The 26985-nt window shown below is 72.5% G+C and carries 25 protein-coding genes and 1 riboswitch; of the genes, 11 read left to right on the top strand and 14 right to left on the bottom strand.

The features are described 5' to 3' along the window. Window positions 1–34 precede the first annotated feature (34 nt). The 3 genes from ACFXGA_RS08965 (at window position 35) to ACFXGA_RS08955 (ending at window position 1881) form a co-directional block, all read left to right on the top strand. Window positions 35–694, top strand: coding sequence for a (2Fe-2S)-binding protein (locus ACFXGA_RS08965; RefSeq protein WP_378085768.1), 660 nt, complete (start codon window positions 35–37; stop codon window positions 692–694). Window positions 695–742: 48 nt separating this feature from the next. Beyond that, window positions 743–919, top strand: a riboswitch (cobalamin riboswitch). 30 nt (window positions 920–949) lie between these two features. After that, window positions 950–1135 carry a CbtB-domain containing protein gene (locus ACFXGA_RS08960; RefSeq protein WP_378085766.1) on the top strand — a complete coding sequence of 62 codons (186 nt, stop codon included), beginning with the start codon at window positions 950–952 and terminating at the stop codon, window positions 1133–1135. Between the two features lie 8 nt (window positions 1136–1143). Next, window positions 1144–1881, top strand: a complete 738-nt coding sequence (locus ACFXGA_RS08955) for a CbtA family protein (protein ID WP_378085764.1) — start codon at window positions 1144–1146, stop codon at window positions 1879–1881. Window positions 1882–1930: 49 nt separating this feature from the next. Here ACFXGA_RS08955 and ACFXGA_RS08950 read toward each other — a convergent pair whose 3' ends face one another. Next, on the bottom strand, window positions 1931–2596 hold the full coding sequence (locus tag ACFXGA_RS08950) for an HAD family hydrolase (protein WP_378085762.1): 666 nt from the start codon (window positions 2594–2596) through the stop codon (window positions 1931–1933). A gap of 361 nt (window positions 2597–2957) precedes the next feature. Between ACFXGA_RS08950 and ACFXGA_RS08945 the strand changes: the two genes are divergently transcribed. From ACFXGA_RS08945 to ACFXGA_RS08935, 3 genes are all read left to right on the top strand, one after another. Beyond that, entirely contained in the window at window positions 2958–3854 is an 897-nt protein-coding gene (locus tag ACFXGA_RS08945; RefSeq protein WP_378085760.1) for a PAC2 family protein, read from the top strand. Window positions 3855–4241: 387 nt separating this feature from the next. Then, window positions 4242–4964 (top strand): DddA-like double-stranded DNA deaminase toxin, encoded by a 723-nt coding sequence (locus ACFXGA_RS08940; RefSeq protein ID WP_378085758.1) that lies wholly within the window; start codon window positions 4242–4244, stop codon window positions 4962–4964. Beyond that, window positions 4952–5362 carry an Imm1 family immunity protein gene (locus ACFXGA_RS08935; protein WP_378085756.1) on the top strand — a complete coding sequence of 137 codons (411 nt, stop codon included), beginning with the start codon at window positions 4952–4954 and terminating at the stop codon, window positions 5360–5362. The genes ACFXGA_RS08940 and ACFXGA_RS08935 overlap by 13 nt, the downstream gene beginning before the upstream one ends. A gap of 55 nt (window positions 5363–5417) precedes the next feature. Here ACFXGA_RS08935 and ACFXGA_RS08930 read toward each other — a convergent pair whose 3' ends face one another. Beyond that, window positions 5418–5606 carry a tyrosine-type recombinase/integrase gene (locus ACFXGA_RS08930; RefSeq protein WP_378085754.1) on the bottom strand — a complete coding sequence of 63 codons (189 nt, stop codon included), beginning with the start codon at window positions 5604–5606 and terminating at the stop codon, window positions 5418–5420. Window positions 5607–5946: 340 nt separating this feature from the next. Here ACFXGA_RS08930 and ACFXGA_RS08925 point away from each other — a divergent pair, with 340 nt between their 5' ends. Continuing rightward, entirely contained in the window at window positions 5947–7119 is a 1173-nt protein-coding gene (locus ACFXGA_RS08925; RefSeq protein ID WP_378085752.1) for an MFS transporter, read from the top strand. Here the strand turns inward: ACFXGA_RS08925 and ACFXGA_RS08920 are convergent. The 4 genes from ACFXGA_RS08920 to ACFXGA_RS08905 are packed head-to-tail and all read right to left on the bottom strand — an operon-like array spanning window position 7028 to window position 11328. Then, window positions 7028–8230 carry an MFS transporter gene (locus ACFXGA_RS08920; RefSeq protein WP_378085750.1) on the bottom strand — a complete coding sequence of 401 codons (1203 nt, stop codon included), beginning with the start codon at window positions 8228–8230 and terminating at the stop codon, window positions 7028–7030. The two genes, ACFXGA_RS08925 and ACFXGA_RS08920, sit on opposite strands and share 92 nt — an antisense overlap. Next, window positions 8227–8784 (bottom strand): ArsR/SmtB family transcription factor, encoded by a 558-nt coding sequence (locus ACFXGA_RS08915; RefSeq protein ID WP_378085748.1) that lies wholly within the window; start codon window positions 8782–8784, stop codon window positions 8227–8229. The genes ACFXGA_RS08920 and ACFXGA_RS08915 overlap by 4 nt, the downstream gene beginning before the upstream one ends. Window positions 8785–8833: 49 nt before the next feature. Further along, window positions 8834–10429: an ABC transporter permease gene (locus tag ACFXGA_RS08910; protein ID WP_378085746.1), complete on the bottom strand. Its 1596-nt coding sequence runs from the start codon at window positions 10427–10429 to the stop codon at window positions 8834–8836. Next, on the bottom strand, window positions 10426–11328 hold the full coding sequence (locus ACFXGA_RS08905) for an ATP-binding cassette domain-containing protein (protein WP_378085744.1): 903 nt from the start codon (window positions 11326–11328) through the stop codon (window positions 10426–10428). The genes ACFXGA_RS08910 and ACFXGA_RS08905 overlap by 4 nt, the downstream gene beginning before the upstream one ends. Window positions 11329–11422: 94 nt before the next feature. Between ACFXGA_RS08905 and ACFXGA_RS08900 the strand changes: the two genes are divergently transcribed. Continuing rightward, window positions 11423–11932: a GbsR/MarR family transcriptional regulator gene (locus tag ACFXGA_RS08900; RefSeq protein WP_378085742.1), complete on the top strand. Its 510-nt coding sequence runs from the start codon at window positions 11423–11425 to the stop codon at window positions 11930–11932. Window positions 11933–12118: 186 nt separating this feature from the next. Then, window positions 12119–13924 (top strand): S8 family serine peptidase, encoded by a 1806-nt coding sequence (locus tag ACFXGA_RS08895; protein ID WP_378085740.1) that lies wholly within the window; start codon window positions 12119–12121, stop codon window positions 13922–13924. 66 nt (window positions 13925–13990) lie between these two features. Here ACFXGA_RS08895 and mshC read toward each other — a convergent pair whose 3' ends face one another. Continuing rightward, window positions 13991–15229: a cysteine--1-D-myo-inosityl 2-amino-2-deoxy-alpha-D-glucopyranoside ligase gene (gene mshC, locus ACFXGA_RS08890; RefSeq protein WP_378085738.1), complete on the bottom strand. Its 1239-nt coding sequence runs from the start codon at window positions 15227–15229 to the stop codon at window positions 13991–13993. Window positions 15230–15326: 97 nt separating this feature from the next. On the opposite strand from mshC, the gene ACFXGA_RS08885 reads away from it, so the two are divergent. Together ACFXGA_RS08885 and ctaD are read left to right on the top strand one after the other, a co-directional pair. Continuing rightward, window positions 15327–16115 carry an SPFH domain-containing protein gene (locus ACFXGA_RS08885; protein ID WP_378085736.1) on the top strand — a complete coding sequence of 263 codons (789 nt, stop codon included), beginning with the start codon at window positions 15327–15329 and terminating at the stop codon, window positions 16113–16115. 71 nt (window positions 16116–16186) lie between these two features. After that, window positions 16187–17977 carry a cytochrome c oxidase subunit I gene (ctaD, locus tag ACFXGA_RS08880; RefSeq protein WP_378085734.1) on the top strand — a complete coding sequence of 597 codons (1791 nt, stop codon included), beginning with the start codon at window positions 16187–16189 and terminating at the stop codon, window positions 17975–17977. A 37-nt stretch (window positions 17978–18014) separates the two neighbouring features. On the opposite strand, the gene ACFXGA_RS08875 is transcribed toward ctaD, so the two are convergent. The 7 genes from ACFXGA_RS08875 to ACFXGA_RS08845 all read right to left on the bottom strand — a co-directional run bounded on the left by ACFXGA_RS08875 (window position 18015) and on the right by ACFXGA_RS08845 (window position 26957). Further along, window positions 18015–19949 carry a VWA domain-containing protein gene (locus ACFXGA_RS08875; protein WP_378085732.1) on the bottom strand — a complete coding sequence of 645 codons (1935 nt, stop codon included), beginning with the start codon at window positions 19947–19949 and terminating at the stop codon, window positions 18015–18017. Then, window positions 19946–21331, bottom strand: a complete 1386-nt coding sequence (locus ACFXGA_RS08870; protein WP_378085730.1) for a sigma 54-interacting transcriptional regulator — start codon at window positions 21329–21331, stop codon at window positions 19946–19948. Before ACFXGA_RS08870 ends, ACFXGA_RS08875 begins: the two co-directional genes overlap by 4 nt. 69 nt (window positions 21332–21400) lie before the next feature. Then, on the bottom strand, window positions 21401–22264 hold the full coding sequence (locus ACFXGA_RS08865) for an aminoglycoside phosphotransferase family protein (protein ID WP_378085728.1): 864 nt from the start codon (window positions 22262–22264) through the stop codon (window positions 21401–21403). A gap of 107 nt (window positions 22265–22371) precedes the next feature. Further along, complete coding sequence (locus tag ACFXGA_RS08860; RefSeq protein WP_378085726.1) at window positions 22372–24069, bottom strand: glycoside hydrolase family 6 protein; 1698 nt, start codon at window positions 24067–24069, stop codon at window positions 22372–22374. Between the two features lie 559 nt (window positions 24070–24628). Further along, window positions 24629–25426, bottom strand: a complete 798-nt coding sequence (locus tag ACFXGA_RS08855; protein ID WP_378085724.1) for a hypothetical protein — start codon at window positions 25424–25426, stop codon at window positions 24629–24631. 32 nt (window positions 25427–25458) lie between these two features. After that, entirely contained in the window at window positions 25459–25932 is a 474-nt protein-coding gene (locus ACFXGA_RS08850; RefSeq protein WP_378085722.1) for a YcxB family protein, read from the bottom strand. Continuing rightward, a complete protein-coding gene (locus ACFXGA_RS08845) occupies window positions 25929–26957 on the bottom strand; it encodes a ferrochelatase (protein ID WP_378085720.1) in 1029 nt (342 codons plus the stop codon). Before ACFXGA_RS08845 ends, ACFXGA_RS08850 begins: the two co-directional genes overlap by 4 nt. Between the last annotated feature and the right edge of the window lie 28 nt (window positions 26958–26985).

The raw sequence follows: 26985 nt of genomic DNA, 5'->3' as shown, positions 1-26985 counted from the left end.
ACGCAGGTGGCGCGGTGGCGGCAGACTGGGGCGCGTGTCCGAGTTCGCCCGAGTCCTGGCCACCCTGCGGCAGGTCCGCGGCCTCAGCCCGTTCTTCGCCCTCGACGTCGGCCGGCCCGACGACGGCTGGCACGACGGCGAGGCGCTGGCGGACCGCGGCCCCGCCCTGCCCGACGCCCTCGACCGGATCGCCGCCCGCTACCGCACCGGGGAGCGGCGGGTCGCCGGGTCGCTGTTCTTCCTCGGCTACACGGCGCGGCTGCTCAGCCCGGTCGTGGCCGCCCGCGCGGTCGGCGGTGTCGCGCCGGACGTCCGACCCGCGAACCTGTGGTGGCGTTACGGCCCGGACGGGCTCCAGGTCCGGCTGAAGGACCCGCTGCCCGGCGTCGGCCTCGCCGAGTCGCTGGGGCCCGTGGTGGAGGCGCTGCACGCGACCACCCGGGTGGCCCGCGGTCTGCTGTGGGGCAACGCGGGGTCGTCCGCGGCGGGCGCGTTGCGCACGGTGCACCGCGGCGGCGTCGACTGCGCGGCGTTGGCCGACGAGCTGTTCGCCGAACCGCCGCTCAAGGGCACCGGCGACTTCATCCCGTTCCCCGGCGAGATCGCGTTCCGGCGGCGGAGCTGCTGCCTGTACTACCGGCTCGACGGCGGCGGCACGTGCGGCGACTGCCCGTTGCCGCCGCGGCGGGGATGACGCGCACGACAACTCGTCTGGTCGGTTGTGCCCGCCGGTGATCGGCCTCTACCGTTCGGGCGCCGCAGTGGACGGGAAGCCGGTGGGAATCCGGCGCGGTCCTCGCCACTGTGACCGGGGAGCCAACCCGCCGAGCACGTCACTGGCCGCGCGCAGCGGCTGGGAAGACGCGGGGACGGCGTCGATCCGGGAGTCAGGAGACCGGCTGCGGCACGAGTTGTTGTTGACCTTCCACGAGGTATGGAGGAGGCCGTCATGACGAGCCCCGCGCACCCCCTCTCCCCACCGGTCCCCAAATGGGCCTACGCCGTCGCGCTGGTCGCGCTGGCCGTGACCTGGCTGGTGCTGCAGGAGAACGGCATCGCGCTCGGCCACGCCGCCGAGACCGTGCACGAGTTCTTCCACGACGGCCGGCACGCGCTCGGCGTCCCGTGCCACTAGGCGCCGGCGTGAGGACACCCACCTACCAGGGGTTGTTGGCCCGCGGTGTGGGCGCGGGCGCGGTGTCCGGGCTGCTCGCGGGCCTGGTCGGCGTGCTCGTGGTCGAGGCGCCGATCCGGGCGGCGCTGGCCGTCGAGGAGGCGCGGCCCGCGGCGTCGGGCGGGCACGGGCACGGCGAGGTGTTCAGCCGGGGCACGCAGGTCGTCGGCGGCGTGCTGGCCGCGGTGCTCGTCGGCGTCGCGGTCGGGGCGTTGTTCGCCACGGCGTACGCGGGGTCGCGGCGGTGGTTCGCGGGCCGGACGCCGTTCGTGCGGGCGGTGACGCTGTCCGCGGCGGCGTTCGGCGCGGCCGCGGTGCTGCCCGCGGTGAAGTACCCGGCCAACCCGCCCGGTGTCGGCGACGCCGACACGGTGGAGTACCGCACCGTGCTCTACCTGGGGTTGATCGCGGCCGGGCTGCTGGTCGCGGCCGGGGCGAGCCGGCTCGCGTCACGGCTTCACCGGTTGAGCCCGCCGGTTCGCGGCACGGTGGTGGCGTTGGCGGTGGTCGCGGCCGTGGTCGTGCTGCTGGTGGCGTTCCCGGGCACGCCGGACGCGGTGCCGGCCGACGTGCCGGGTGCCGTGCTGTGGGAGTTCCGGCTCGCGTCGCTCGCCGAGACGGCCACGTTGTGGCTGGGGCTCGGGGTGGTGTTCGGGCTGCTGGTCGACCCGGCCGTGCGGCGGGTTCGGCCGGTGTCGGCGGTCTAGCGGCGGTCGGGTCGGCTGTGGCCGGGTCGGCTGCGGTCGGGCCGGGGTCTCAGCCGTTCAGGAGCGGGGCGAGCGTCGCTAGGGTGACGCCCACCAGGGAGTCGCGGAACACGCGGCGCTCGCCCGGCTCCACCGGCACGTCGCACGGCACCACCAGGACCGTGCACCCGGCGGCCGCGGCGGAGGCCACGCCGGTCGGCGAGTCCTCGATCGCGACGCAGCGCGTCGGGTTCGCGCCGAGCAGGCGCGCGGCCTTCAGGTACGGGTCGGGCAGCGGCTTGTTGCGGCGGTCCACCTCGTCGCCGCACACGGTGACGTCGAACAGGTCCCGCCCGATGGTGTCCAGCGCGACCTCGGTCAACTGGCGCTCGGTCGAGGTGACCAGGGCCATCGGCACCCCCGAGTCGCGGACCGCGCGCAACGCCTCCTGCGCGCCCGGCCGCCACGGCAGCCCGGCGCGGAACACCTCCTCGGTGCGGCGCATGATCCACGCCGCGCCGTCGGCCACGTCCTCCGGCGTCGGGTTCGGCTCGCCAACCTCGGCGAACAGCATCGCCATCGTGCGCGGCACGCTCGACCCGACCATCGCCTGCCTGGTCTCCAGCGACAGCGTGCCGCCCAACTTCTCCACGAACTCGTAGAGCGGGATGTCCCACAGCTTCTCCGAGTCCAGCAGCGTGCCGTCCATGTCCCAGAGCACAGCCTCGACCGTCATGTGCGCCTTTCGCCGTTCGGTGCCTCAGGGGTGGTGTGCCGCGAACGGGTGAGTTCGGCACCCCGACGTGACAGTTCCAAGATCCGCTCCTCGACGCCGCGCCCGGCCCGTCCGGAGGGCTCCGCTCCGGGCGCGAGGGCACCGGCGACGTCCGGCCGGGCTCCGGGCGCGATCCCGTCGCGGTCCCGGTGAGCTGCGAAGTCGTCCGACGGACGGCGGGCGGACCTCGGCGTCACGCCCGTCACGGCCCCCGCGACGAGGAGGTGGTCGGCGAGCGCGCCCCGGAACGGGGGCGTGACACGATCCGACATGCGCCAAGCCTACGGCGTCGGGTGTGCGCCGGTGGTCGTAGTCTGGCGCCGTGACCGATCCGGACCAGGCCGACCAGACCCCCTACGACCCCAGCGAACCGCTCACCAACCCGATCATGGTGTGCGCGTTCGAGGGGTGGAACGATGCAGGCGACGCCGCCAGCACGGCGATCGAACACCTGCAACTCACGTGGGACGCGAGGCCGTTGGCGGAGGTCGATCCGGACGACTACTACGACTTCCAGGTGACTCGACCCACAGTCCGGATGGTGGACGGTGTCACCCGACGGGTGGAATTCCCGACGACGCGGTTGTCGGTGTGCCGTCCACCCGGCTCCTCCACCGACGTGGTGCTGGTGCACGGGATCGAGCCGAACATGCGCTGGCGGAAGTTCGCCGGCGAGCTGCTCGGGCACATCGAGCGGCTGGGCGTGACGACGGTGGTCACGCTGGGCGCGCTGCTGATGGACACCCCGCACACCCGTCCCGTGCCCGTGACGGGCACCGCCTACGACGAGGCGGCGGCCGCCAAGTACGGGTTGGAGCGGTCCCGGTACGAGGGGCCGACCGGGATCGTGGGCGTGTTCCAGGACCTGTGCGTGCAGGCGGGCGTGCCCGCGATCTCCTTCTGGGCGGCCGTGCCCCACTACGTGTCCCAGCCGCCCTCGCCGAAGGCGACGTTGGCGCTGCTGCACCGGGTGGAGGAGGTGCTGGACGTCGAGGTGCCGCTCGGCGCGCTGCCCGAGCAGGCGGAGGAGTGGGAGCGCACGGTCAGCGAGATGGCCGACGAGGACGAGGACGTGCGCAACTACGTGCGGGCGTTGGAGGAGCGCGGGGACGCGGAGTTGCAGATCACCGAGGCCAGTGGTGACGCGATCGCGGCCGAGTTCGAGCGGTACCTGCGGCGGCGGGGGCGTGGGCCCGGGCGTGGGCCGACCGGGATGTGACCCGAAAAGCAAGAAGAGTCCTCGCCGGACGGGCAGATCGGCAGGATGACGGGCCATCGTCGTTGACTGCGGTCGGATGGTGGGGCCGGTGTCCGTGTCATCCCGCCGACGTGTCCAAGGTGGTACGCGACGTGGGCAAGTGGCGTGCTCACCTCGCCCCGGCCAGCGCGAGCGAGCAACTGGGCGATGCCGCGGCTTGCCCACGTTCCCCCACTCTGGCGGGTCGGACACGGAGTGTGGCGACACGGTCACTGTCGGACCCCTCTGCCACGCTGACGCGCGGGGAGAGGGGACCGGGTGGCCTCGATCGGGGAAGTGGCTCAGAGCCTGTCCCAGGCGTGCGATAAGGCGTCACAGTGCCGCGACGCAGTCGGACGGGCTCAGGACTTGGCTGAAGAGGCGCACGACCTGTTGGCGGCACACCTGCGCGGGGCCGTCGGGCTGGAGTCGGCCACCGAACAGGCGCTGGCCGGCTTCCAACAGGTGATCAACGGGGTGAAAGACCTGTGGAAGATCCTCGGGGCGGGCATGGACCGCGCACAGGCCGCGTTGACCGCGCTCACGGGTGCGGACACCGTGCCACCGGCCCCGGACGCTCCACGGCCGGCACAGCCACCGCAACGGCCGCCCGAACAACAGCCGTCCACACCACCACCACCGACCAACCGGGCCGAACCCGAAGGGCCCGCGGTCCCACCCGAACGGGTCGGGGAACTACGCCGCGAACTACCCCCGCCCGTAGTGCCCGGAGCCGGGCAGAAGACGCGCGGTTACTGGATCGGCCCGGACGGCACGGCCCAACCGATTGTCAGCGGCCGGGACGACGATGCCGACGCGGCCGATGCCCGACTACGTGACATGGGGATGCCGCGAAAATCCGCCAAGACCGGGGATGTGGAAATCAAACTCGCCACGCGCATGAGCCGGGAGGGAATCCGACACGCCACGGTCGTAATCAACAATGAGCCGTGCGTCGGCCCGTTCGGGTGTGACACCCTCGTGCCGATCCTGCTCCCGGAAGGATCGACGCTCACCGTGTACGGCACGACCGAACAAGGCGAACCCATCAGCAAGCGATACACAGGAGGTGCCCGCCCGTGGTGGCGCTAGAAGCTTGGTACGACAGGAAAGCCACCGGGCCCACCGTCGTCCACACCCCGGCCGAGTTGGACGCCGTGTTCGACACCGTCGTGGGCTGGAACGCACCCATCACGGTCCAACTGCTCATCCACGGCGATCCCGGCCACGCGATCCTTGACGTCGGGTTGGACGCCCGCACCGGCCGTGGAGTCCTCTACTACTCCGGGCCCGACGCCCCCGACGCCTGTATCAGCAAGGGACCCGACACCGCCGAGCAACCACCCCTGTACTACTTCACCGGCTCAGACACCGAATTCCCGGCAAACGCCGAAATCCCGCTGACCGAAGCACGCCGCGCCGCGCACGAGTACATGAACACCGGGGGCGCACGGCCAACCGGGATCGAGTGGCAACCCAGTTGGAACTAGCGGACCCCGCCGGGCCCGCCAAGTAGTGCCGACCCCGGCCGGTACGTCACCAGGTTCACGGGCACGACACCGCCGGCAGCGGAACCCCGTCGGTGAGCAGCCACGCGGCGTGGGTGTGGCGCAGCTCGTGAATCCGGGACCGCTTGACCATCCCGGCCGCCGTCGCGTGATCCCGGGCGCGAGCAAAAGCCTTGCTCACCTGCTGGCGGGACCACCACCCGCCGGTAATCGGGTTGGCGAACACCGGGCCGTCTTCGGCCGGTTCCCAATCAGGCCGGCCAACAGAACGGCCGTGTCGCGATCCAACACCACCCGCCGCGCCGACGCTTCCGTCTTGAGCGGAACCGGGGGTGGGAACCGCGTGCGGACGCGAGTACCGCGCCAACCGCAATTCCACGTCCAACCTGTCAAGGGGGCCGTTCCAGCCTCGGGTGCGGTAGGGCCGGGAGTGCCCCCTTGACACGTGTGGTTGGGCAGAGCCAGGTCGGCGGGATGACACGGCCCCCTCCTTCGGGGAAGAAGAGCACTTGCACGGGGGGCTTGGCGGCGGTTGTCGTGGTGGTGGGCGGTTAGGGTCCGGGGCCGTGAGTGGGGTCCGGGGCCGTGTTCGGGTGGCGGCGTTGTACGCGGGTGGGTTCCTCGGGCCTTTCGGTGGGGCCATGACGGCTTCGGTGTTGCCCGAGGTCGGTGGGGACTTCGGGGTTTCCGGTGGCACGGCGGCGGCGACGGTGAGCGGGTACCTCGTGCCGTTCGCGTTGTTGATGTTGTTCTCCGGCACGTGGGGGGAGGGGTGGGGAGCCCGTCGCACGGTTCGGGTGGCGTACGCGGTGTACGTGGTGGCGTCGGTGCTGTGCGCGGTGTCGTGGTCGTTTCCCGTGCTCATGGGTGGGCGGGCGGTGCAGGGGGCGGCGAACGCGTTCACCACTCCCCTGTTGTTGGCGACGATCGCGGCGGTGGTGCCGAAGGAGCGGCTCGGGCGGGCGTTGGGGTTCTTCGCGTCCATGCAGGCGGCGGGGCAGACGTCGGCGCCGTTGTTGAGCGGGTTGGCGGCGGAGGTGTCGTGGCGGTGGGCGTTCGTCGGGGCGGCGGTGGTGGCGGCGGGGTTGGCGGCGGCCGGGTTGCCCGCGGACCCGCCGCGCGGGGGTGAGCGGCCGCGGTTGCGCAGCGCGTGGCGGGGGCGGACGGTGCGGTTGGCCGCGACCGGGTTCGTGGCCTGGGGTTGTCTGGGCGGGTTGTCGTTCCTGGTGGCGTTGCGGCTGGGTGACGCGTTCGGGATGGGTGCGGGTGGGCGGGGGTTGGTGTTGACCGGGTTCGGTCTGGTCGCGATCTGCACGGCTCGGCTCACCGGGTGGTCGATCGACCGGTTCGGGGCGCGGTGGTGCGCGGTGGCCGGCGCGGCGGTCGGCGGGGTGCTGCTCGCGGGTGTCGGGTTGTTGCCGTCGGTGGTGGCGGTGGCGGCGTTGTGGGCGGTGGCGGGTGCGTGCAGTCAGGCGGTGATCGTCGGGTTGAACGCCCTGGCGCTGTCGGGGGACGGCGCGAATCGCGGTGGGGCGGTGTCGGTGGTGCAGTCGTTGCGGTTCCTGGGTGGGGCGGTGTCGCCGGCGGCGATCGTGCCGCTGTACCACGCGGACCCGGTCGGCGCGTTCCTGGTGCCCGCCGCGCTGGTCACGGCCGCGCCGCCGGCGCTGCTCTTCGGCCGCGGAGGACGGCCGGGGCCAGCACGCCGGCCGCGAGGTAGAGCGCGGCCTGGGCGTTGAGCAGGGCGGACAGGCCGAACACGGGCATGAGCGCGCCCGCCAGCACCATGCCGAGCGCCTGGCCGCCGTCGTAGAGGCTGCCGAAGGTCGCCATGACCCGGCCGCGCACGTCGTCGGACGTGTGCAGTTGCAGCACGGACATCATCCCGGCCCCCGCGACGACGCCGGGCACGCCCACCACGGCGAACACGGCCAGGTAGAACACCAGCGCCGTGGTCAGGTGCGGTCCGTTCCAGCCGAGGGCGGCGATCGCGGCGAACCCGAGCAGCGACGCGCCCAGCAGCCGGTCGGGGGTGAGCCGGCGGGCCAGGACGCCGATCAGCAGGCCGCCGAGCAGGCCGCCGACGGCCTGCACCCCGCGCAGCAGCCCCACCTCGGCCGCTCCCCCGCCGAGGCGTTCGGTCACGAAGACCACGAACAGCACGACGAAGAGGCCCTGGCCGGTGGCCATGAGGCCGACCACGGCGACCATCGGCCGCAGCGGGCCGCGCAGCTCGCGCAGCCCGTCCAGCCAGGCGCGCCACGCGGGTGCGCCGGCTCCGCGCCGCTGGTCGCTCGTGCGCAGCGTCGCCAGGAGGGCCGCGGCCAGCAGGAACGACGCCACGTCGGCGAGCACCACACCCGTCAGCCCGGTGTAGCCGAGCAAGAGACCGCCCAGCGACGCGCCGACCAGCCGGGCCAGGTTGGCGTTCAGCGCCACCAGCCCGTTGGCGGCCGGCACCTGCTCGCGCGGCACGAGGGTCGGCAGCAGGGCGTTCTTGGCGGGCTCGAACAGCGCCGCCAGCCCGGCCTGCACCGCCGTGACCACGTTGACCAGCACGAGGTCGCCGGTGAGCAGCGGCAGCAGGGTGACCGCCTGGGCGAGGCTGACTACCAGCATCAGCTTCCGCCGGTCGAAGCGGTCGGCCAGCACCCCGGCCACCGGGGACAGCGCGAGGCTCGGCAGCAGGGCCACCACGAACGTCGTGGCGGTGGCGGCCGTGGAGCCGGTGCGCTGGTACACGTGCACCGGCAGCGCGACCAGCAGCACCCAGTCGCCGATCTCGGAGACGAACCCCGCGATCCACAGCCGGCGGAACGCGGGCCCGCGCAACGGCCCGGGCCGGCTCACCGGGGGAAGGCCCTGATGCCGACGTGGGTGGGCAGCGCGCCCTCGGGCACGTCCTGCCGCACCGGGACCAGGTACGGGCGCAGGACGTCGTCGATCCGGCCGAGCAGGTCCTTCAGCTCCTCGGCGGTCACGGCGAGCGTGTAGCCGTGCAGCGCGGACGCGTCCAGCCACTCGCGCGGCAGTTCGCGCTGCCGGTCCAGGAACCGCCGGACGAGCCGGTCGTCCTCGTTCAGGGCCAGCGCGAGCAGCGCGTCCTGCCGGGTGCGGACCTCGGGGTCGTCGGCGAACGCGCCGACGTCGTAGCCGACGGAGGTGGCCCGCCACGGCCGTTCCCGCCCGTCGCCCGCGTCGGCCCGCTCGACGAACCCGGACTTGGCCAGTTGCCGCAGGTGCCAGCTGCAGTTGGAGGCCGTCGACCCGACCGCCTCGGCGCACTCGCTCGCGGTGCGGGGGCCGACGGCCAGCAGGTGGTTCAGCAACGACACGCGCAGGGGGTGCGCCAACGCCTTCAGCGCGTCGGCATCGGCGACGCGTCGGGGCCGTGGGAGGTCCATGGCCCCGACGGTAGACCTGAAAGCGTCCTTTCGAAAGTGCTCTTTCAGATCACCGGCCGACGTCCCGCCGCCGGAACCCGGCGAAACCCACCGCCACCAGCGCGGCGGCCACCACCGTCAGCCACACCAGGGGCGTCGCGGTCAGCTCCGCGCCCGGCACCTTCGGGATGTGGGTGAACGGCGAGAGGTCCATCGCCCACTGGTCGAGCCGCAGCAGCGGACCGAGCTGCCCCAGCACCAGGAACACCACGATCACCGCCCAGCTCGCCGACGACAGCTTCGGCGCCAGCGCGAACAGGGCGAACGCGAGGCCCGCGACCACCCAGACCGCCGGGACGTGCGCCAACGCCGCGCCGACCAGCCGCGCGACCTGGCCGCCGACGTCGCCGACCCGCGCGCCGTGCACCAGGCCAGCGCCGGCGCCGGCGGCGGCCAGCACGACGGCCGTGCCGACGGTCGCGAACAGCACGTGGCTGCCGACCCACGCGAACCGGCTGACCGGGGTGGCCAGCACCGGCTCGGCCCGGAACGCGGACTCCTCGCCGCGCAGCCGCAACGTCGACTGCACCACGTAGATGGCGCTGAACAGGGCGATGATGCCGATGATCGAGGCAAGGTAGACGTCCACGATCGCGCCCGTGCCGCCCATCTGCGCGATGATCCGCTCCAGCGCCGGGTTCGCCTCCAGCATCTGCTCGACGCCCCGCGCGACCGACCCGTAGACGGCGCCGAGCACGAACAGGCTCAGCGTCCAGCCGATCAGCGTGCCGCGCTGCAACCGCCAGGCCAGGCCGAACGCGCTGCCCAGCGAGGCGGGCGCGCGGGCCGGGCCGAGACGGGCCGGCAGCAGCCCACCGCCGTGGTCCCGCCTGGTCACCAGCACCGACGCGACCGCGAGCAGCACCCCGAGCAGAGCCACCGGCAGCAGCAGGACCCAGAACCGGTCGCCCGCGAACGCCCGGGTCAGCTCCAGCCAGCCCAGCGGGGACAGCCAGGTCAACCAGGTCGGCCCCTCGTCGCCCGCCGCGTCGCCGACGGCCCGCAGCAGGTAGGCGAGGCCGAGCGCGGCGCCCGCGATCGAATTGGCGGTGCGGGTGCTCTCCGAGACCTGCGCGGCGACCGCGCCGACCCCGGTGAACACCCACCCGACGGACGCGAACGCGAGGCCCAGCGCGAACGACCCGCCCACCGGCTCGCCCAGGCCGACCAGCCCGAGCGCGACGAGCAGGCCGATCACCGCGGCGGCCAGCAGGGCCACCACCACGGCGGCGGCCAGGGGCGCGTGCCGGGCGACGACGGTCGAGCCGATCAGCTCCAGCCGTCCGGCCTCCTCCTCCGCCCTGGTGTGCCGGGTGACCAGGAACATCGCCATCAGGCCGACCAGCAGCCCGCCGAACACGCCCCACCGCCAGGCCACCACGCCGCCGGTCGTGGACGCGTCGTACAGCGGGCCGAGCATGGCCAGGAACGCCGGGTTGCTGCCGGCCGTCGCGCCGAGCTGCTGCCGGGACTCGACCGTGCCGTACAGCTCGCCCACGGTCGACGCGGTGGACAGCGTGATGCCGACCAGGCCCACCACCCACACGGCCAGCAGCAGCCGGTCGCGGCGCAGGGCCAGGCGCACCAGCGCCCCGAGCCCGGTCACGACGACATCGCCCCCTCCGCCACGTCCTCGTAGTGGCGCAGAAACAGCTCCTCCAGCGTCGGCGGCTGACTGGTCAGCGTGCGCACGCCGCCGCGGACCAACGCGCGCAGGGCGGTGTCCAGGTGGTCGGTGTCGACCTCGAACCGCACCCGCCGCCCCTCGACCACCAGGTCGTGCACACCGGGCAGGTCGGCCAGCCCCTCGGGGGCGTCGACCAGCTCGGCGGCGACGCTGGTGCGGGTCAGGTGGCGCAGGTCGGCCAGCGTGCCGCTCTCCACGGTGCGACCGTTGCGGATGATGCTGACCCGGTCGCACAGCGCCTCGACCTCGGCCAGGATGTGGCTCGACAGCAGCACGGTCCGCTCGCCGCGCAGCTCGTTGACCGCGTCCTGGAACACGGCCTCCATCAGCGGGTCCAGCCCGGAGGTCGGCTCGTCCAGGATCAGCAGCTCCACGTCGGAGGCGAGCGCCGCGACCAGGGCGACCTTCTGCCGGTTGCCCTTGGAGTAGGTGCGGCCCTTCTTGCGCGGGTCCAGCTCGAAGCGCTCCAGCAGCTCGGCGCGGCGCTTCTCGTTCAGCCCGCCGCGCAGCCGGCCCAGCAGGTCGATCACCTCGCCGCCGGTGAGGTTCGGCCACAGGCTCACGTCCCCCGGCACGTAGGCCAGCCTGCGGTGCAGCTCGGCGGTGTCGCGCCACGGGTCGCCGCCGAGCAGCGACGCGGAGCCCGCGTCGGCGCGCAGCAGACCCAGCAGGACCCGGATGGTGGTGGACTTGCCCGCCCCGTTCGGGCCGAGGAAGCCGTGCACCTCCCCCTCGCGGACGGTCAGGTCCAACCCGTCCAGTGCTCGCGTCGGGCCGAACGCCTTGACCAGGCCCGACACGGATATCGCAGCAGTCATGGCAGGGAAGCTACAGTATTTTCACAAACTCGTGAAGTTAAGGAAGCGTATAAACTGCCACCCGATCAGCGGTACTTGAAGGGATGATCCGGCGGTGACTCACGTGGGCGAGCGGGACGATCAGGCGGTGTTGCGCTTCATCGAGCGCTTCTCCTCGGTGTTCACGGAGTCCGGCCTGCCCCGGATGCCGTCACGGGTGTTCGTCGCCCTGCTCTGCACGGACTCCGGCGGGATGACCTCCGCGGAGCTGGCCGAGCTGTTGCGGGTGTCACCGGCCGCGATCTCCGGCGCGATACGTTACCTCAGCCAGGTGAACCTGGTGACCCGCGAACGTGAGATCGGCACGCGCCGTGATCTCTACCGGCTGTTCGACGACGTCTGGTACGAGGCGTTGTTCCGCCGCGACGAGATGTTCCGCCGCTGGGAGGCCCCGCTCAAGGAGGGCATCGGCGTGCTGGGGTCCGACACGCCCGCCGGCGGGCGCATCGCCGAGATGCTGATGTTCTTCCAGTTCGTCCACTCCGCGCTGCCCGACCTGCTCGCCCGCTGGCGGGCGTACCGGGACGAGCACCTGGGCCAGGGCGGACCCGCCGATCGGACCTGATCGGTCCCGATTCGACGTAGTTACGACTAACGGCGCTACTGGGCGGTCGGTTTTCTCCCGACCATGCAAGTGACCAGGTCGCCACACACCGTTCGCGCGAACGTCCCCATCCCTGCACCGCTCGGCCGACCGGCTCACCCGCCGGCCCGGCCGCGCAGCCCTGCCCGAAAAGGGAGAACCCTGCTCATGGGAGACGCCCGAACCACCAGAAGACTGGCCGCGCTCGGCCTGGCCGCCGTGTCGGCCACCGCGCTGGCCTTCTCGAACGTCGGCGTGGCGGCGGCCGAGGGCGCCGTGCTCGGCGCGGACCGCGCCGACGCCGTCCCCGGCTCCTACATCGTGGCCCTCAACGACTCGGCGTCGCCGAGGTCGGCGTCCGCGTCGACCGCGTCCTCGCTGGTCGGCAAGTACGGCGGTCAGGTCCGGGTGGCCTGGCAGCACGCGCTCAACGGCTTCCACGCCACGATGTCCGCGGCCCAGGCCCGGCGCCTGGCCGCCGACCCGCGGGTGGCGTTCGTGCAGGCCGACCTGCCGATCAAGGTCGAGGCCGTCCAGCCGAACCCGCCGTCGTGGGGCCTGGACCGCATCGACCAGCGCGACCTGCCGCTGGACAGCGCCTACAACTACGCGACGACCGCGAGCAACGTGCGGGCGTACATCATCGACACCGGCATCCGGACCACCCACCAGGACTTCGGCGGCCGGGCCACCTGGGGCACCAACACGGTCGACAGCAACAACACCGACTGCAACGGCCACGGCACCCACGTCGCCGGCACGGTCGGCGGCACGGCGCACGGCGTCGCCAAGGGCGTGCAGCTGATCGCGGTCAAGGTGCTCAACTGCGCCGGGTCCGGCACCACCGCCGGCGTGGTGAACGGCGTCAACTGGGTCACCCAGAACGCGGTCAAGCCCGCCGTGGCCAACATGTCGCTGGGCGGCGGCGTCGACACCGCCCTGGACACCGCGGTGCGCAACTCGATCGCCTCGGGCATCACCTACGCGGTCGCGTCCGGCAACTCGAACGCCAACGCCTGCAACTACTCGCCGGCGCGCGTCGCCGAGGCGTTGAGCGTGAACGCGTCGACCAACACCGACGCGCGTGCCTCGTTCTCGAACTACGGCACCTGCACCGACCTCTTCGCGCCGGGCCAGAACATCACCTCGGCGTGGATGACCAACGACACCTCCACCAACACCATCAGCGGCACGTCGATGGCGTCGCCGCACGTCGCGGGCGCCGCCGCGCTGTACCTGGCGGCCAACCCGACCGCGACCCCGCCGACCGTGAACGCGGCGATCGTCGCCGCCGCCACCTCGGACAAGGTGTCCAACCCGGGCTCGGGCTCGGCGAACAAGCTGCTGTTCACCGGCACGACGGTCCCCGGCGGTCCGGCGGTGACCAACCCCGGCAACCAGTCGACCGTCGTGGGCTCCCCGGCAAGCCTGCAGCTGACCGCCTCCGGCGGCACCGCGCCGTACTCGTTCTCGGCCACCGGCCTGCCGCCGGGCCTGTCGATCAGCACGTCGGGCCTGATCAGCGGCACGCCGACCACCGTGGGCACGTACTCGGTGACGGCGACCGCGACGGACTCGGCGTCGCGGACCGGCAGCACCACGTTCTCGTGGGCGATCACGTCGACCGGCGGCGGCTGCGACCCGGTCACCAACGGCACCGACGTGACGATCGGCGACAACTCCGACGTCAGCAGCTCGATCACGCTGACCTGCGCGGGCAACGCCTCGGCCACCACGACCGTGCAGGTGGACATCGTGCACACCTACATCGGTGACCTGATCGTCGACCTGGTCGCGCCGGACGGCTCGGTCTACAACCTGCACAACCGCAGCGGCGGCGGCACCGACAACATCAACCGCACCTTCACCGTGGACGCCTCCTCCGAGGCGGCCGCGGGCACCTGGAAGCTGCGCGTCCGCGACCAGGCGTACCTGGACACGGGCTACCTGAACAGCTGGACGCTCGACGTCTGAGCGTGACGTGACCGGCGGGGCCGTCCCCACCCGCGAGGGGGCGGCCCCGCTCCCACGGCCGCCGCCTTACAGCTCCACGCCCAGCAGCGAGTCGACCGCCGCCCGGAACAGGGTCGGGCCGGTGTGGTCCGAGCCGCCGGTCGACAACGCCTCCGCCGCCCACGCGTCCAGCGCCGCCAGCGCCTTGGGCGTGTCCAGGTCGTCGCTCAGGTGGTCGCGCAGCCGGGCGACCACGGCCGCCGCGCCCGGCCCCGACGGCAGCGCCGCGGCCTGCCGCCACCGCGCCAGCCGGGCCTCGGCCTCGGACAGCAGCTCCGCGCTCCACGGCCGGTCGGTGCGGTAGTGGCCCGCGAACAGCGCCAGCCGCACCGCGTTCGGGTCGACCTTCTCCGCCCGCAGCTTGGACACGAACACCAGGTTGCCGCGCGACTTGGACATCTTCTCGCCGTCCAGGCCGATCATGCCCGCGTGCACGTAGTGCCGGGCGAACGGGTGCTGGCCGGTCAGCGCCTCGGCGTGCGCGGCGGAGAACTCGTGGTGCGGGAAGATCAGGTCCGACCCGCCGCCCTGCACGTCGAACGACGTGCCCAGCCGGTTCAGCGCGATGGCGCTGCACTCGATGTGCCAGCCGGGCCTGCCCTCGCCCAGCTCCGACGGCCACGACGGCTCGCCCGGCCGGGCCGCGCGCCACAGCAGGGCGTCGAGCGGGTCGCGCTTGCCGGGCCGGTCCGGGTCGCCGCCGCGTTCGGCGAAGAACCGGGTCATCGTCCCCAGGTCGTAGTGGGACTCGTAGCCGAACCGCCCGGTCGCGGTGTGGTCGAAGTACACGTCCGGGAACTCCGGGTCGTCCACCCGGTACGCGGCGCCGTTGGCGAGCAGCTTGGCGATCACCTCGACCACCTCGGGGATCGCGTCCACCGCGCCCACGTAGTCGCGCGGCGGCAGCACCCGCAGCGCCACCATGTCCTCGCGGAACAACGCGGTCTCCCGCATGCCGAGGACCACCCAGTCGTCCTGGTCCCGCTCGGCCCGCTCCAGCAGCGGGTCGTCGATGTCGGTGACGTTCTGCACGTAGTGCACGTCGTGGCCGTTGTCCAGCCACACCCGGTGGACCAGGTCGAACGCCAGGTAGGTGGCCGCGTGGCCCAGATGGGTGGCGTCGTACGGGGTGATGCCGCAGACGTACAGCCCGGCGGTGTCGCCGGGAGCGGTCGGACGGACCTCGCCGGCGGCGGTGTCGAACAGCCGCAGCGGGCGCGGCTCGCCCGCTACCCGCGGGACAGGGGTGGAGGACCAGGTCTGCATGTCACCGACCCTAACTCGCGCGCCCCACCAGGGCCGAAACGTCCGCCTCGCGGGAGGCGCGGCGTACGCTCGTCCTGGTACGTGGGAGATGGTCGCGATGGTGCTCGACATCCTCATCGTCGCGCTGGGCGTGGCCGCGCTCGGGCTCGCGGGCAGCGCGCGTGTCGTCAAGCAGTACGAGCAGGGCCTGGTGTTCCGCTTCGGCCGGGTCCTCGCCAAGCCGCGCGGGCCGGGGTTGGCGCTGGTCGTGCCGGGCGTCGACCGGCTGCGGAAGGTGAACCTCCAGATCGTCACCCAGCCCATCCCGGCGCAGGACGGCATCACCCGCGACAACGTGACCGTGCGCGTGGACGCCGTCGTGTACTTCAAGGTGGTCGACCCGGTGCGGGCCGTGGTCACGGTCGAGGACTACCGGTTCGCCATGCTCCAGGTCGCGCAGACCTCGCTGCGGTCGATCATCGGCAAGAGCGAGCTGGACGACCTGCTGTCCAACCGGGAACGCCTCAACCAGGGCCTGGAGCTGATGATCGACAACCCGGCGCTGTCGTGGGGCGTCGAGATCGACCGGGTGGAGATCAAGGACGTGGCGCTCCCGGAGAGCATGAAGCGGTCCATGTCGCGGCAGGCCGAGGCGGAGCGGGAGCGGCGGGCCCGGATCATCACCGCCGACGGCGAGCTGCAGGCGTCGAAGAAGCTGTCCGAGGCCGCCGCGACCATGGCCGCGACGCCGTCCGCGCTCCAGCTGCGCCTGCTCCAGACCATCGTGGAGGTGGCGGCGGAGAAGAACTCGACCTTGGTGCTGCCCTTCCCGGTCGAGCTGCTCCGGTTCCTCGAACGGGCGACAAATGCGGTGGAACAGCAGGTCAAGGCGGCGGAGCCCGGCTGAGCGTTTGCCCCGTTCGGCCTACCGGAGGAGCATTGTGCCCTGGCTCACGTCGTCGGGACGAGGGAGGCGGCATGACCGCGCTCAAGCCGGTACCCGTGATCGCGCACCCCGGTGCGGCCCGCCGACGGTCCAAGGGAGCGGTGCTCCTGGGCCTGTTCCGGACCACCGACCCGAAGCAGATCGGGCTGCTCTACCTGAGCACCTCGTTCCTGTTCTTCATGGTCGGCGGCGTGATGGCGCTGCTCATCCGGGGCGAGCTGGCCCGGCCGGGCCTGCAGTTCCTGTCCACCGAGCAGTACAACCAGCTGTTCACCATGCACGGCACGATCATGCTGCTGCTGTACGCGACACCGATCCTGTTCGGCTTCGCCAACTACATCCTGCCGTTGCAGATCGGCGCGCCGGACGTGGCGTTCCCCCGGCTCAACGCGCTGTCGTACTGGCTGTTCCTGTTCGGCGGCCTGACCGTGATGGCCGGGTTCCTCACCCCCGGCGGCGCGGCGGACTTCGGCTGGACCGCCTACACGCCGCTGAGCAGCGCCGCGCACGCGCCGGGCGTCGGGCCGGACCTGTGGATCATGGGCCTGGCGGTGTCCGGCCTCGGCACGATCCTCGGCGGCGTGAACATGGTGACCACGGTGTGCTGCCTGCGCGCGCCCGGCATGACCATGTTCCGGATGCCGATCTTCACCTGGAACATCTTCGTCACGAGCCTGCTGATCCTCATCGCGTTCCCGATCCTCACCGCGGCCCTGATGGGCCTGGCCGCCGACCGGCACCTCGGCGCGCACGTGTTCGACCCGGCCAACGGCGGCGTGATCCTGTGGCAGCACCTGTTCTGGTTCTTCGGCCACCCCGAGGTCTACATCGTGGCGCTGCCGTTCTTCGGCATCGTGAGCGAGATCTTCCCGGTGTTCAGCCGCAAGCCGCTGTTCGGCTACAAAGGACTGGTCTTCGCCACGTTCGCCATCGCGGCGCTGTCGACGGCGGTGTGGGCGCACCACATGTTCGCCACCGGCGCGGTGCTGCTGCCGTTCTTCTCGCTGATGACGTTCCTGATCGCGGTGCCGACCGGCATCAAGTTCTTCAACTGGATCGGCACCATGTGGAAGGGCGCGGTCACGATGGAGACCCCGATGCTGTTCAGCGTCGGGTTCATGGCGACGTTCCTGCTCGGCGGCCTCACCGGCATCATCCTGGCCTCGCCGCCGCTGGACTTCCACGTCACCGACACGTACTTCGTGGTGGCGCACTTCCACTACGTGCTGTTCGGCACGATCGTGTTCGCCACCTACGCGGGCCTGTACTTCTGGTTCCCGAAGATGACCGGGCGGATGCTGAACGAGCCGCTGGGCAAGCTGCACTTCTGGACCACGTTCCTGGGCTTCCACGGCACGTTCCTGATCCAGCACTGGCTGGGGAACGAGGGCATGCCCCGCCGGTACGCCGACTACCTGCCCGACGACGGGTTCACGCTGCTGAACACGATCTCCACGATCAGCGCGTTCGTGCTGGGCGCGTCCGTGCTGCCGTTCGTGTGGAACGTGCTGCGCAGCTACCGGTTCGGCGACCCGGCCGAGCGCGACGACCCCTGGGGCTTCGGCAACTCACTCGAATGGGCGACGTCCTGCCCGCCGCCGCGGCACAACTTCACCGAGCTGCCGCGGATCAGGTCCGAACGGCCCGCGTTCGAGCTGCACTACCCGCACATGGTCGAGCGGATGCGCGACGAGTCCCACTTCTCCCTCACCCGGTCGGGCAAGCACGACGTCGGCGCGGACACGGCCACGGAGAAGGTGCTGGCCCCCACCGAGCGCGAGCGCGAGACCAAGGACGAGGTCAGGGAGGACCGCGAGGACTGAGCGGCGGTGCGGGGCCCACCAGGGGTGGGCCCCGCGCTCACCGGCGCTTGCGCGACCGCAGGTAGTCGCTGACCACGGCCGCGCCCAGGCCGTCCTCGCCCGGCGCGACCACGCGGCCGCCCGACCGGCGGGCCACCGTGTCCACGAACCTGGTCAGCCTCGGGTCATCGCCCAGCCGGAACACCGTGACCGACGCGCCGAGCCGGGCCAGGGCGTCCACCTCGACCAGGGTCTTGCCGATGGTCCGCGGCAGCGGCGGGTAGTGGAACTCCGCGTCGCCGGTCGCCTCCAGGTGCGCGGTCGGCTCGCCGTCGGTGACCACCAGGACCACGGGCTGCGCGTCGGGGTGCCTGCGCAGGTGGCGGCCCGCGAGCAGCAGCGCGTGGTGCAGGTTCGTGCCCTGCTCCCACACCCCCTCCAACGCGGTGAGCTGCCCGATGTCGACGGTCTCCGCGTGCCGGCCGAACGTGATCAGCTCCAGCGCGTCGGTGCGGAACCTGGTCCGCACCAGGTGGTGCAGCGCCAGCGCGGTGCGCTTCATCGGCACCCACCGGCCGTCCTGCACCATCGACCAGGACGTGTCCACGCACAGCGCCACGGCCGCCCGCGACCGCTGCTCGGTCTCGCTGACCTCGACGTCCACCACGTCCAGCCGGACCGGGCCGCCCGCCGACCGCAGCACGGCGTTCGCCACCGTGCGCGGCACGTTCCACGGCTCGGTGTCGCCGAACCGCCACGGCCGCGTCGACCCGACCAGCTCACCGGACGCGCCCGCCGACGTGCTGTCCCGCCGGCCCTGCTCGCGCGCGCGGTCGAGCACGCCGCGCAACGCGGTCTCGCCGAGCTGCCGCAGCGCCTTCGGCGTCAACCGCAGCGAGCCGTCCGGCGCGCGTTCCAGCAGGTTCTGCGACCGCAGCTCGCGTTCCAGCTCGGCCAGCCGGCGCGCGTCCACGCCCGCCTCGTCGCCGAGCTGCCGGACCAGCGCCTCCAGGTCGATGTCCTCCAGCCGCGCGCCGGGGTAGGACTGGGACAGCTGCTCGGCCAGCGCGTCCAGCTCGGCCAGGTCCGCCATCGCCTGCGCGCCCTCGCCCAGGCCCAGCGGGTTGTTGCCCCGGAACCGCGCCGACCCCGTCCAGTCCTCGCCCGGCCGCAGGCCCTGGAGCAGCGAGTCCAGCCGGGAGAGCTGCGAGCCGATGCCGGAGTCGCCGAACGCCTGCTGCGACAGCTCCGCCAGCTCGCGCCGCTGGTCCTCGGACATCGAGTTCATCATGCGCTGGGCGGCGGCCGACCGGGCGGCCAGCGCGTCCACCAGCTCGTCCACCGACCGCGGGTTCTCCGGGAAGAACTCGCCGTGCTCGCGCATGAACCGCTCGAACCGCTCGGTCGTGTCCTCGCCCGCGGCGTGGGCGGCGAGCAGCCCGTTCAGGTCGTCCAGCATGGCCTGGATGCGCCGCACGTCCTGCGGGCGGACGTTCTCCATGGCCTGCTTCATGCCCTGGAACCGCTGGTCCATCAGCTCGCGGCCGAGCAGGTCGCGGATCTTGTCGTACGACTCGCGGGCCTGCGGCGACCGCCAGTCGTACTCGGCCAGCTCGTTCACCGCGGCCGCGGTCGACTGCGGCAGCGCGTCCAGCCGGGCCTCGCGGAACCGGGCGTCGTCGTCCGGGTCGGGGAACAGCGCGGCGCGCTCGGCCCGCAACGCCTCCTCCAGCAGCCGCTGGACCTCCTGGAGCGTGCCGTCCAGCCGGTGCCGCCTGGTCAGCGCGGCGCGCTTCTGCCACAGCCGCGCGGTCAGGTCGTCCAGGCCGCGGGTGCCCGGCAGGCCGCGGCGCAGCAGCTCGCGCAGCGCGGCGGCGGGCGACGCGCCCTCCATGACCTCGCGGCCCAGCTCGTCCATGGCCGCGCGCAGGTCGGTCGGCGGCGCCAGCGGGTCGGGCCCGTCGACGTACCGGCCGTACCGGTAGCCGCTCATCCGTACACCGACCGGTCGTCGTCGCTGTCCTTGGAGAGCTGACGGGTGAGGTAGAGCGACTCCAGCGCCAGCTCGACGGCCGAGGCGATCCGCCCGGCCGGGTCCTTGGGACCCGCGCCGACCCGCTGCGCCACGTCGTGCAGCACGGGCAGCTCCGGCAGCGCGGCCAGCAGGTCGCCGGGGTGCACCCGCTCGCCGGTGGCCACCGGGTGGCCCTCGGACACCAGCCGGGCCAGCGGGCGCAGGTCGACGCCCGCGAACGTGGACCGCGCGGTGTCCGCGATCGCCCGGCGCAGCAGGTGCACCAGCACCTCCTGCTCGCGGCCCTCCTCGCCCGCCTCGAACTCGAGCTTGCCGCGCAGCACCTCGGGCACGGACTCCAGGTCGACCGGGCGGGCGACGGGCGGGTTCTCGCCGATCAGCGCGCCGCGCCGCAGGGCGCTCGCGGCCACCGTCTCGGCCGCCGCGACCGCGAACCGGGCCGACACGCCGGAGCGCTGGTCGATCGACGACGACTCGCGCAGGTGCCGCACGAACCGGGCGATGACCTCCAGCAGGTGGTCGCCGACCTCGGCGACCAGGTTCGCCTCCTGGCGGACCAGGTCGATCTCCGCGCCGATCTCCAGCGGGTAGTGCGTGCGGATCTCCGCGCCGAACCGGTCCTTGAGCGGGGTGATGATGCGGCCGCGGTTGGTGTAGTCCTCGGGGTTGGCGGTGGCGACGAGGAGGACGTCCAGCGGGAGCCGCAGCGTGTAGCCGCGGATCTGGATGTCGCGTTCCTCCATCACGTTGAGCAGCGCCACCTGGATGCGTTCGGCCAGGTCGGGCAGCTCGTTGACGGCGATGATGCCGCGGTGGGAGCGGGGCAGCAGGCCGTAGTGGATGGTCTCGGGGTCGCCCAGGCTGCGGCCCTGCGCGACCTTGACCGGGTCGACGTCGCCGACCAGGTCGCCGACGCTGGTGTCCGGGGTGGCGAGCTTCTCGGCGAACCGCTCGTCGCGGTGCTTCCAGGTCACGGGCAGGTCGTCGCCCAGCTCGCGGGCGCGGCGACGGGATTCGGGGGTGATGGGGTCGAGCGGGTGCTCGTTCAGCTCGGCGCCCTCGATCACCGGGGTCCACTCGTCCAGCAGGCCCACGAGGGTGCGCAGCAGCCGGGTCTTGCCCTGGCCGCGTTCGCCCAGGAGCACCACGTCGTGGCCCGCGAGCAGGGCGCGCTCGAGCTGCGGCAGCACGGTGCGGTCGAAGCCGACGATGCCGGGCCACGGGTCGCGGCCCTCGCGCAGGGCCGCGAGCAGGTTCTCCCGGATCTCGGTCTTGACGCCGCGCGGGAGGTAACCGGCCGCGCGGAGGGCGCCTGCGGTGGTAGGGAGGTCGGAGGTCACCCCTCCGAAGTTACGCACCCATCGGCCTCCGGTCGATGTGGAGCGGCTCCACCTCCGGGACCGGCGGCGTCAGCCGGCCAGGACCAGCAGCTCGGCGCGGGCGGCCTCGTCGTCCAGGCGGGAAACGGCGATGACCGGGGCCAGGGCGCGGCACCACTCGTGCAGGCGGTCGGGGTCCAGCTCGGCGGCCTCGGCCACCAGGCCCGCGCGTGCGGCCACCCCTTCGCGTCCCGCCGCGTCCAGGACGTAGTCCACTACGTCGAAGCACGGGTCGCCGACGCACGGCCTCGGGTCGATCGCCACGAGACCGCGGTCCGGGCCGCCGTCGAGCACGTTGCCCAGGTGCAGGTCTCCGTGCAGCAGGACGCGGGGCTGGGTGGCGAGCAGGGTGCGGCACCGCTGCGCGGCCCGCGCCCACATCGGCCCGGTGACGTGCGCGGCCACGGCCGGGTCGGCCAGCCGGCGGCCGATCCGGGCGAAGAACTCCTCGCACCGGTCGCGCAGGTCCGGCCACCCGTCGCCCGGGTCGGGCGCGATGTGCAGCGCGGCCGCCAGGCCCGCCCACTCGCGGGCCGACGGCGGGGTCGGCAGCTCCTCGGCCATCGTGCCGGGCCGGATCGCCTCCATCAGCACCGCGCCCGCGGCCTCGGCGAGCACGGCGGGCACCCGGCCGGACGGGGCGAACAGCCGCAGCACGGCCGACTGGCGGGCCAGGAAGTCCTCGTCCGGGCTCAGCTTGAGCACCAGCGGCGTCCCGTCCGGGCGCTCGCACGCCACCACCACCGACGAAGCGCCCTGCGGCGTCATCCCGACCGGCGTCACGCCCCAGCGCGTGGCCGCCTCCGACACCCGCGAGGGCAGCTCAGCGCACCACCGCGCGACCGAGGGGCCGAACCTCAGGGCCAACCGCGCGGTGATCTCCTCGATGTCCACCGGGGACACGGTAACCGCCCGCCGAAAGCCCGTAGGCGGCGTCCACGGGGGACACCGCCTACGGGTTGTGCAGAGATTATTCAGTTGTCGTGCCGGTCAGCCGATGGTCACAGCGCCGGGTAGGCGTTGCGCATGAGCTCCTGGAACTGGGCCGAGAACCAGTGGCCCGACAGCGGGGCGTCCGGCAGCGCGCCCGAGGGGTTGTTGCCGTTGCGGACGTTGCCACCGTAGGTCGGGTCGCACATCCGGTCGAGGCGCTTGCCCTCGTCGTTCGGGATCTCGGTGGACGCACCGTCGGACTCACCCGGCGGCTTGATCCAGACGTAGGCGTCGATACCCGCCTTCGGGGCCGCCTTCGGACGCTCGCCCAGACCGGCGCCGGCCTGGTTGCACCAGTTGCCCTTCTGGTAGCGGCGGTCGATGCGCGACTCGTTCACGTAGGTGTCCGGGTTCGTGGAGGTCGACTTCGCGGTGGGCCGGTTCGGGCCGCCCCAACCGTTGCGCGAGGTGTCGATCAGCATGCCGATGTTGCTGTCGAAGCCCTGCTTGACGAGCTCGGCGCGCATCGCCGTGGCGAAGCCCAGCTCACCGTTGAAGTCGTTCCAGTCGACCCACTTCGCCTGCTCCTTCACCGGGCGACCGTTGACGACGTCGTCGACCGTCCAGTACGGCTCCTCCAGCGCGGAGTAGTTCGCCGTGTTGGTGGCGAAACCGTGGACCTTGTCCTTGGTGACGCCGTTCTTGCCCAGGATCGAGGCCATCATCTTCGCCGAGGCGTAGAAGTTGTCGTACTCGGGAACCGTGTCGCCCCACCCGATCCAGCCGTGGTGGCCGGAGTCGAGGTAGTTGTAGACGTTCGGGATGTCACCCAGCTTGCCGACGGCGTACGAGACACCCTCGACGTAGTTGCCGTTCGCCTTCATCGTGTCGCAGGCCGGCACGGCCGTGGCGCGCGGGCTCACGTTGGTGACGAGGTTCGGCAGCGAGTCGATCTCGATGACCGCGACGATGCGCAGCTTCGAGTACTTCGGGTTGCTGACGATGCTCGTGATCTTGTCGATGTACTCGGTCTTGTAGCGACCGATCTCGGTCGGGCCGAGCTCGCCGGCGGAGGCCAGCGCGGCGCAGTCACGACCGGGCAGGTTGTACACGACGAACTGGAAGACCAGCTGGCCGTCCGCACGCGCGGCGCGCTGCTTCTCGGCCTCGTCGAGGTGGGCGGCCAGGCCCATGCTGCCGGTGGTCGGCGAGCCGTTGCCGTCGATCGCGCTGGTCCGGTCCAGCCACACCGCGGTGGGCTGGTTCGCGATGCGCGAGCCACCCGGCTCGGCAGCGGCGCGGGCCGACCACTGCGGGTTCACGTACACGCCCGCGCCCACGTACGGGTTGTCCACCCGCGGACCGCCGGGGTTGGTGCCCGTCGTCGTGGTGGTCGTCGTGGTGCTGGTCGTGGTCGACGTCGTGGTGGTGGTCGTCGTCGTCGACGTGGTCGTGTTGATGCTCCCCGTGCACACCGTCCCGTTCAGGCGGAACTGCGTGGGAGCCGGGTTGGACCCGTTCCACGAGCCGTTGAACCCGGGGGTGACCGAGGCGCCGGTGCCGAGGCTCGGGGCCCAGGAGGGGTTGCGGACCGTCACGCGCGCCCCGGACTGGGAGAACGTGCCGTTCCAACCCTGCTGGACCTGCTGGCCGGCGGCGAAGTCCCACTCCAGCGTCCAACCGCCGGAGATGGCGTCACCCAGGTTGGTGACCGTGACGTTGGCGCCGAATCCGCCTTGCCACTGGCTACTGATCTGGTACGACACCCGGCACCCCGGGGCAGCGTTGGCGGTGGCTCCGGAAGCCACCACCCCGGCCACGGCCAAAGCCGAGACCGAGGTCACCGCCAACGCCCCGGTGAGTTTCCGGGAACGTACGAACGTGCGCAGACTCATGCATCGCCTCCTTGCGAGCAACCCGCCATCTGGGAGCGCTCCCAGCGAAGCCGCCGAATCGGGATTCGACGCGAGACCGAAACGGGGTGGCTGGGAGCGCTCCCAGACGTACCGTAACGCACGACACCTCGTGTTGACGAGGGGTTGACCTGGACATAATCGGCGTCTATACCCGTGCGCGAAGCCATCCACAAGGTCTCTGACCTGCGGGTTCAGCGCATCGAACACCAATGGGATTGTTACTTCCGCTTCGGCCGGAATCGATTCGGAGGGCAAACGGCTGTCAGCCGTGTCACCTGTTCAGCCGATTGCCGGCACCGTGGCCGGAGTAGTTCCGCGTCGAATGTTCGACTGGCCGCGAATCCGTGGTCCCGCAACAGCATTTCGACCACCGCCGAATCGCTGTCGAACATTCGACGGCGGGTGCCGCCTAATGGCGGCCGGCCCCCTGATCCGAAAGCACCCGGACGGCTTCGTCCACGGCCGCGAGCCGCGCCCGCCGGACGGCCTCGGACAGCGGCCGCAGCGCCTCGTCCCGAGCCCGCGTCGCGGTCGCCGAGACGGCCCCGCCGGGCGCGTCGGACGCCGCCACGGTGAGGATCGCGGCCACCTCGGCGGCCCGCTGGAGCACCCGCAGCGCGCGCGGCGGCATGCCGGCGGGCCAGGCCACCTTCGTCTGCTCGGCGGACAGCTCGGCGATCTCGGCGCGCACGTTCGGGCGGTGCCGCGCCACGTCGAGCGTCACGAGCGCGGTGGCCGCCTCGCGCATCGCCGACGCCAGCCCGTGCTCGGCCTCGCCGATCGGCACGTGCTCGCCGGGCGTGGCGTTCGGCAGGTCGAAGACGGTCCACCGCATCACGCCGTCGGCCACCAGCTTCGGCACCAGGCCCACGCCCACCTCGGGCAGCACGGCGGCCTGCCCGGCGCGCAGCGCGGACTTGCCCAGCGGCCCGCTGCCGCCCAGCCCGCGCACGTCACCGGGGACCGGGATCACCATCCGGGCCGTGGTCGCGTTCGCGCGGCGCAGCGACGCCAGCAGCAGCGCCGGTCCCACCGGGGCCTCGTCGGGGCCGGGCAGGTCGAGCGCGGTCGCGGTCCCGTCGTCGTCGGCCACCACTTCGTGCAGCTCGGCCCAGAACCCCAGGGCGTCCAGGACGTCGTCGGCCGCGGCCGCACCGTGCAGCCAGGCAGACGTCCAGACGACCAGCGTCGCACTCGCACCAGACACGCCTGCCGAGGGTACGCGGGCCGCCCCGGAACTCAGGTCGCCGGGCCGACGTGTTCGACCAGCAACGCGCGGAACCGGTCGACGGCGTCGCGGTCGGCGAACGCGCGGTGCGGCACGGCGTACAGCGCGGTCGTGCCGGTCCTGAGCACGAAACCGCGCGCCGTCTCCACCCAGCCCGGCAGCTCCGACCAGCTCAGCTCGCTGCGCGCGGCCTCGCCGACGGACATGCGCAGCGAGTGCGCGTCCGCCGTGCCGGTCACGGCCTTGGCGGCCAGCGGGTGGTTGTGGAAGTTCACCGCGGTGCCCACCGGCACGAGTGCGATGATGATCACAGCGAGCCCGAGCCCGAACACACCCGCCCAGGTCATGCCCATCACCAGCACGACCACCCCCAGCGCGGCGAGCACCGCGGCGAACCACGGCGCCCACCGGTACAGCGGCACGGCGATGCGCAGCGCGTCACGCCAGTCCGCGGGCCGGGGCGACCAGCTGAAGTCCACGCTCATCCGGCGGCTCCCGGCCGTTTCGCCGGCTCGCAGCAGCGGGTGGCGCAGAACGCGCCGTCCCGCGTGCAGCCCAGCGCCGGGAAGTCCGACAGCTTGCGCGCGGGCGCGCCGGACACGTGCTCGGCGACGAGTTCCGCGACGAGCCGGGCGAACCGGGGGTCGTTGTTGGGCGTGGCCGCGCGGGCGAACCCCATGCCCAGCTCCTGGGCGCGTTCGCGGGCCTCCGTGTCGAGGTCCCACACCACTTCCAGGTGATCGCTGACGAACCCGATCGGGCACACGACCACGTTGCGCACACCCTTGTCGTAGAGGGTGTCGAGGTGGTCCACGATGTCCGGTTCGAGCCACGGGATCTGCGGCGGCCCGGACCGCGACTGCCACACCACGTCGTGGTCGGACACGCCCACGGCCTCCGCGACCAGCCGGGACGCCTCCGCGACCTGCCGGGAGTAGAGGTGGCCGCCGTCCTCCGGCGGTCCGGCGGCGCGGTCGGCCGACACCGGCACCGAGTGGGCGGTGAACACGAGGCGGTAGTCGTCGCCGGGCAGCCCGGCCGCGGCGGCGCGGACGGCCTCGGCGAACGACTCCACGAACAGCGGGTGGTCGAAGAACTGGCGCAGCTTGACCAGCTCCGGCGCGTCCTCGACCGCCGCGCGGGCCCGCAGGATGTCCTCGTCGTACTGGCGGCACGCGGAGTAGCCGCCGTAGGCGCTGGTCGGGAAGACGAGCGCGCGCTCGACGCCGGCGGCCTTCATCTCGGCCAGCGTGTCCTCGACCATCGGGTGCCAGTTGCGGTTGCCGAAGTAGATCGGCAGGTCGACCAGCCCGCGCACGGCCTCGATGGCGGCGCGGTTGAGCGCGTTGATCGGCGACACGCCGCCGAAGTGCAGGTAGTGCCGCTCGACCTCGTCCAACCGCTCGGGCGGCACCCCGCGGCCGCGGGTCACGTTCTCGAGGAAGGGGCGGACGTCCTCCGGTCCTTCCGGTCCGCCGAAGGACAGCCAGAGCAGCGCGTCGTAACTCACCCGGACATCCTCGCGCCGACGACCGGTG

Origin of the sequence: Actinosynnema sp. NPDC059335, from assembly GCF_042752395.1 — a bacterium.
GTDB lineage: Bacteria > Actinomycetota > Actinomycetes > Mycobacteriales > Pseudonocardiaceae > Actinosynnema.
The sequence above is the reverse complement of the archived record's forward strand: the minus strand, read 5'-3'. Positions and strand labels throughout refer to the sequence as shown.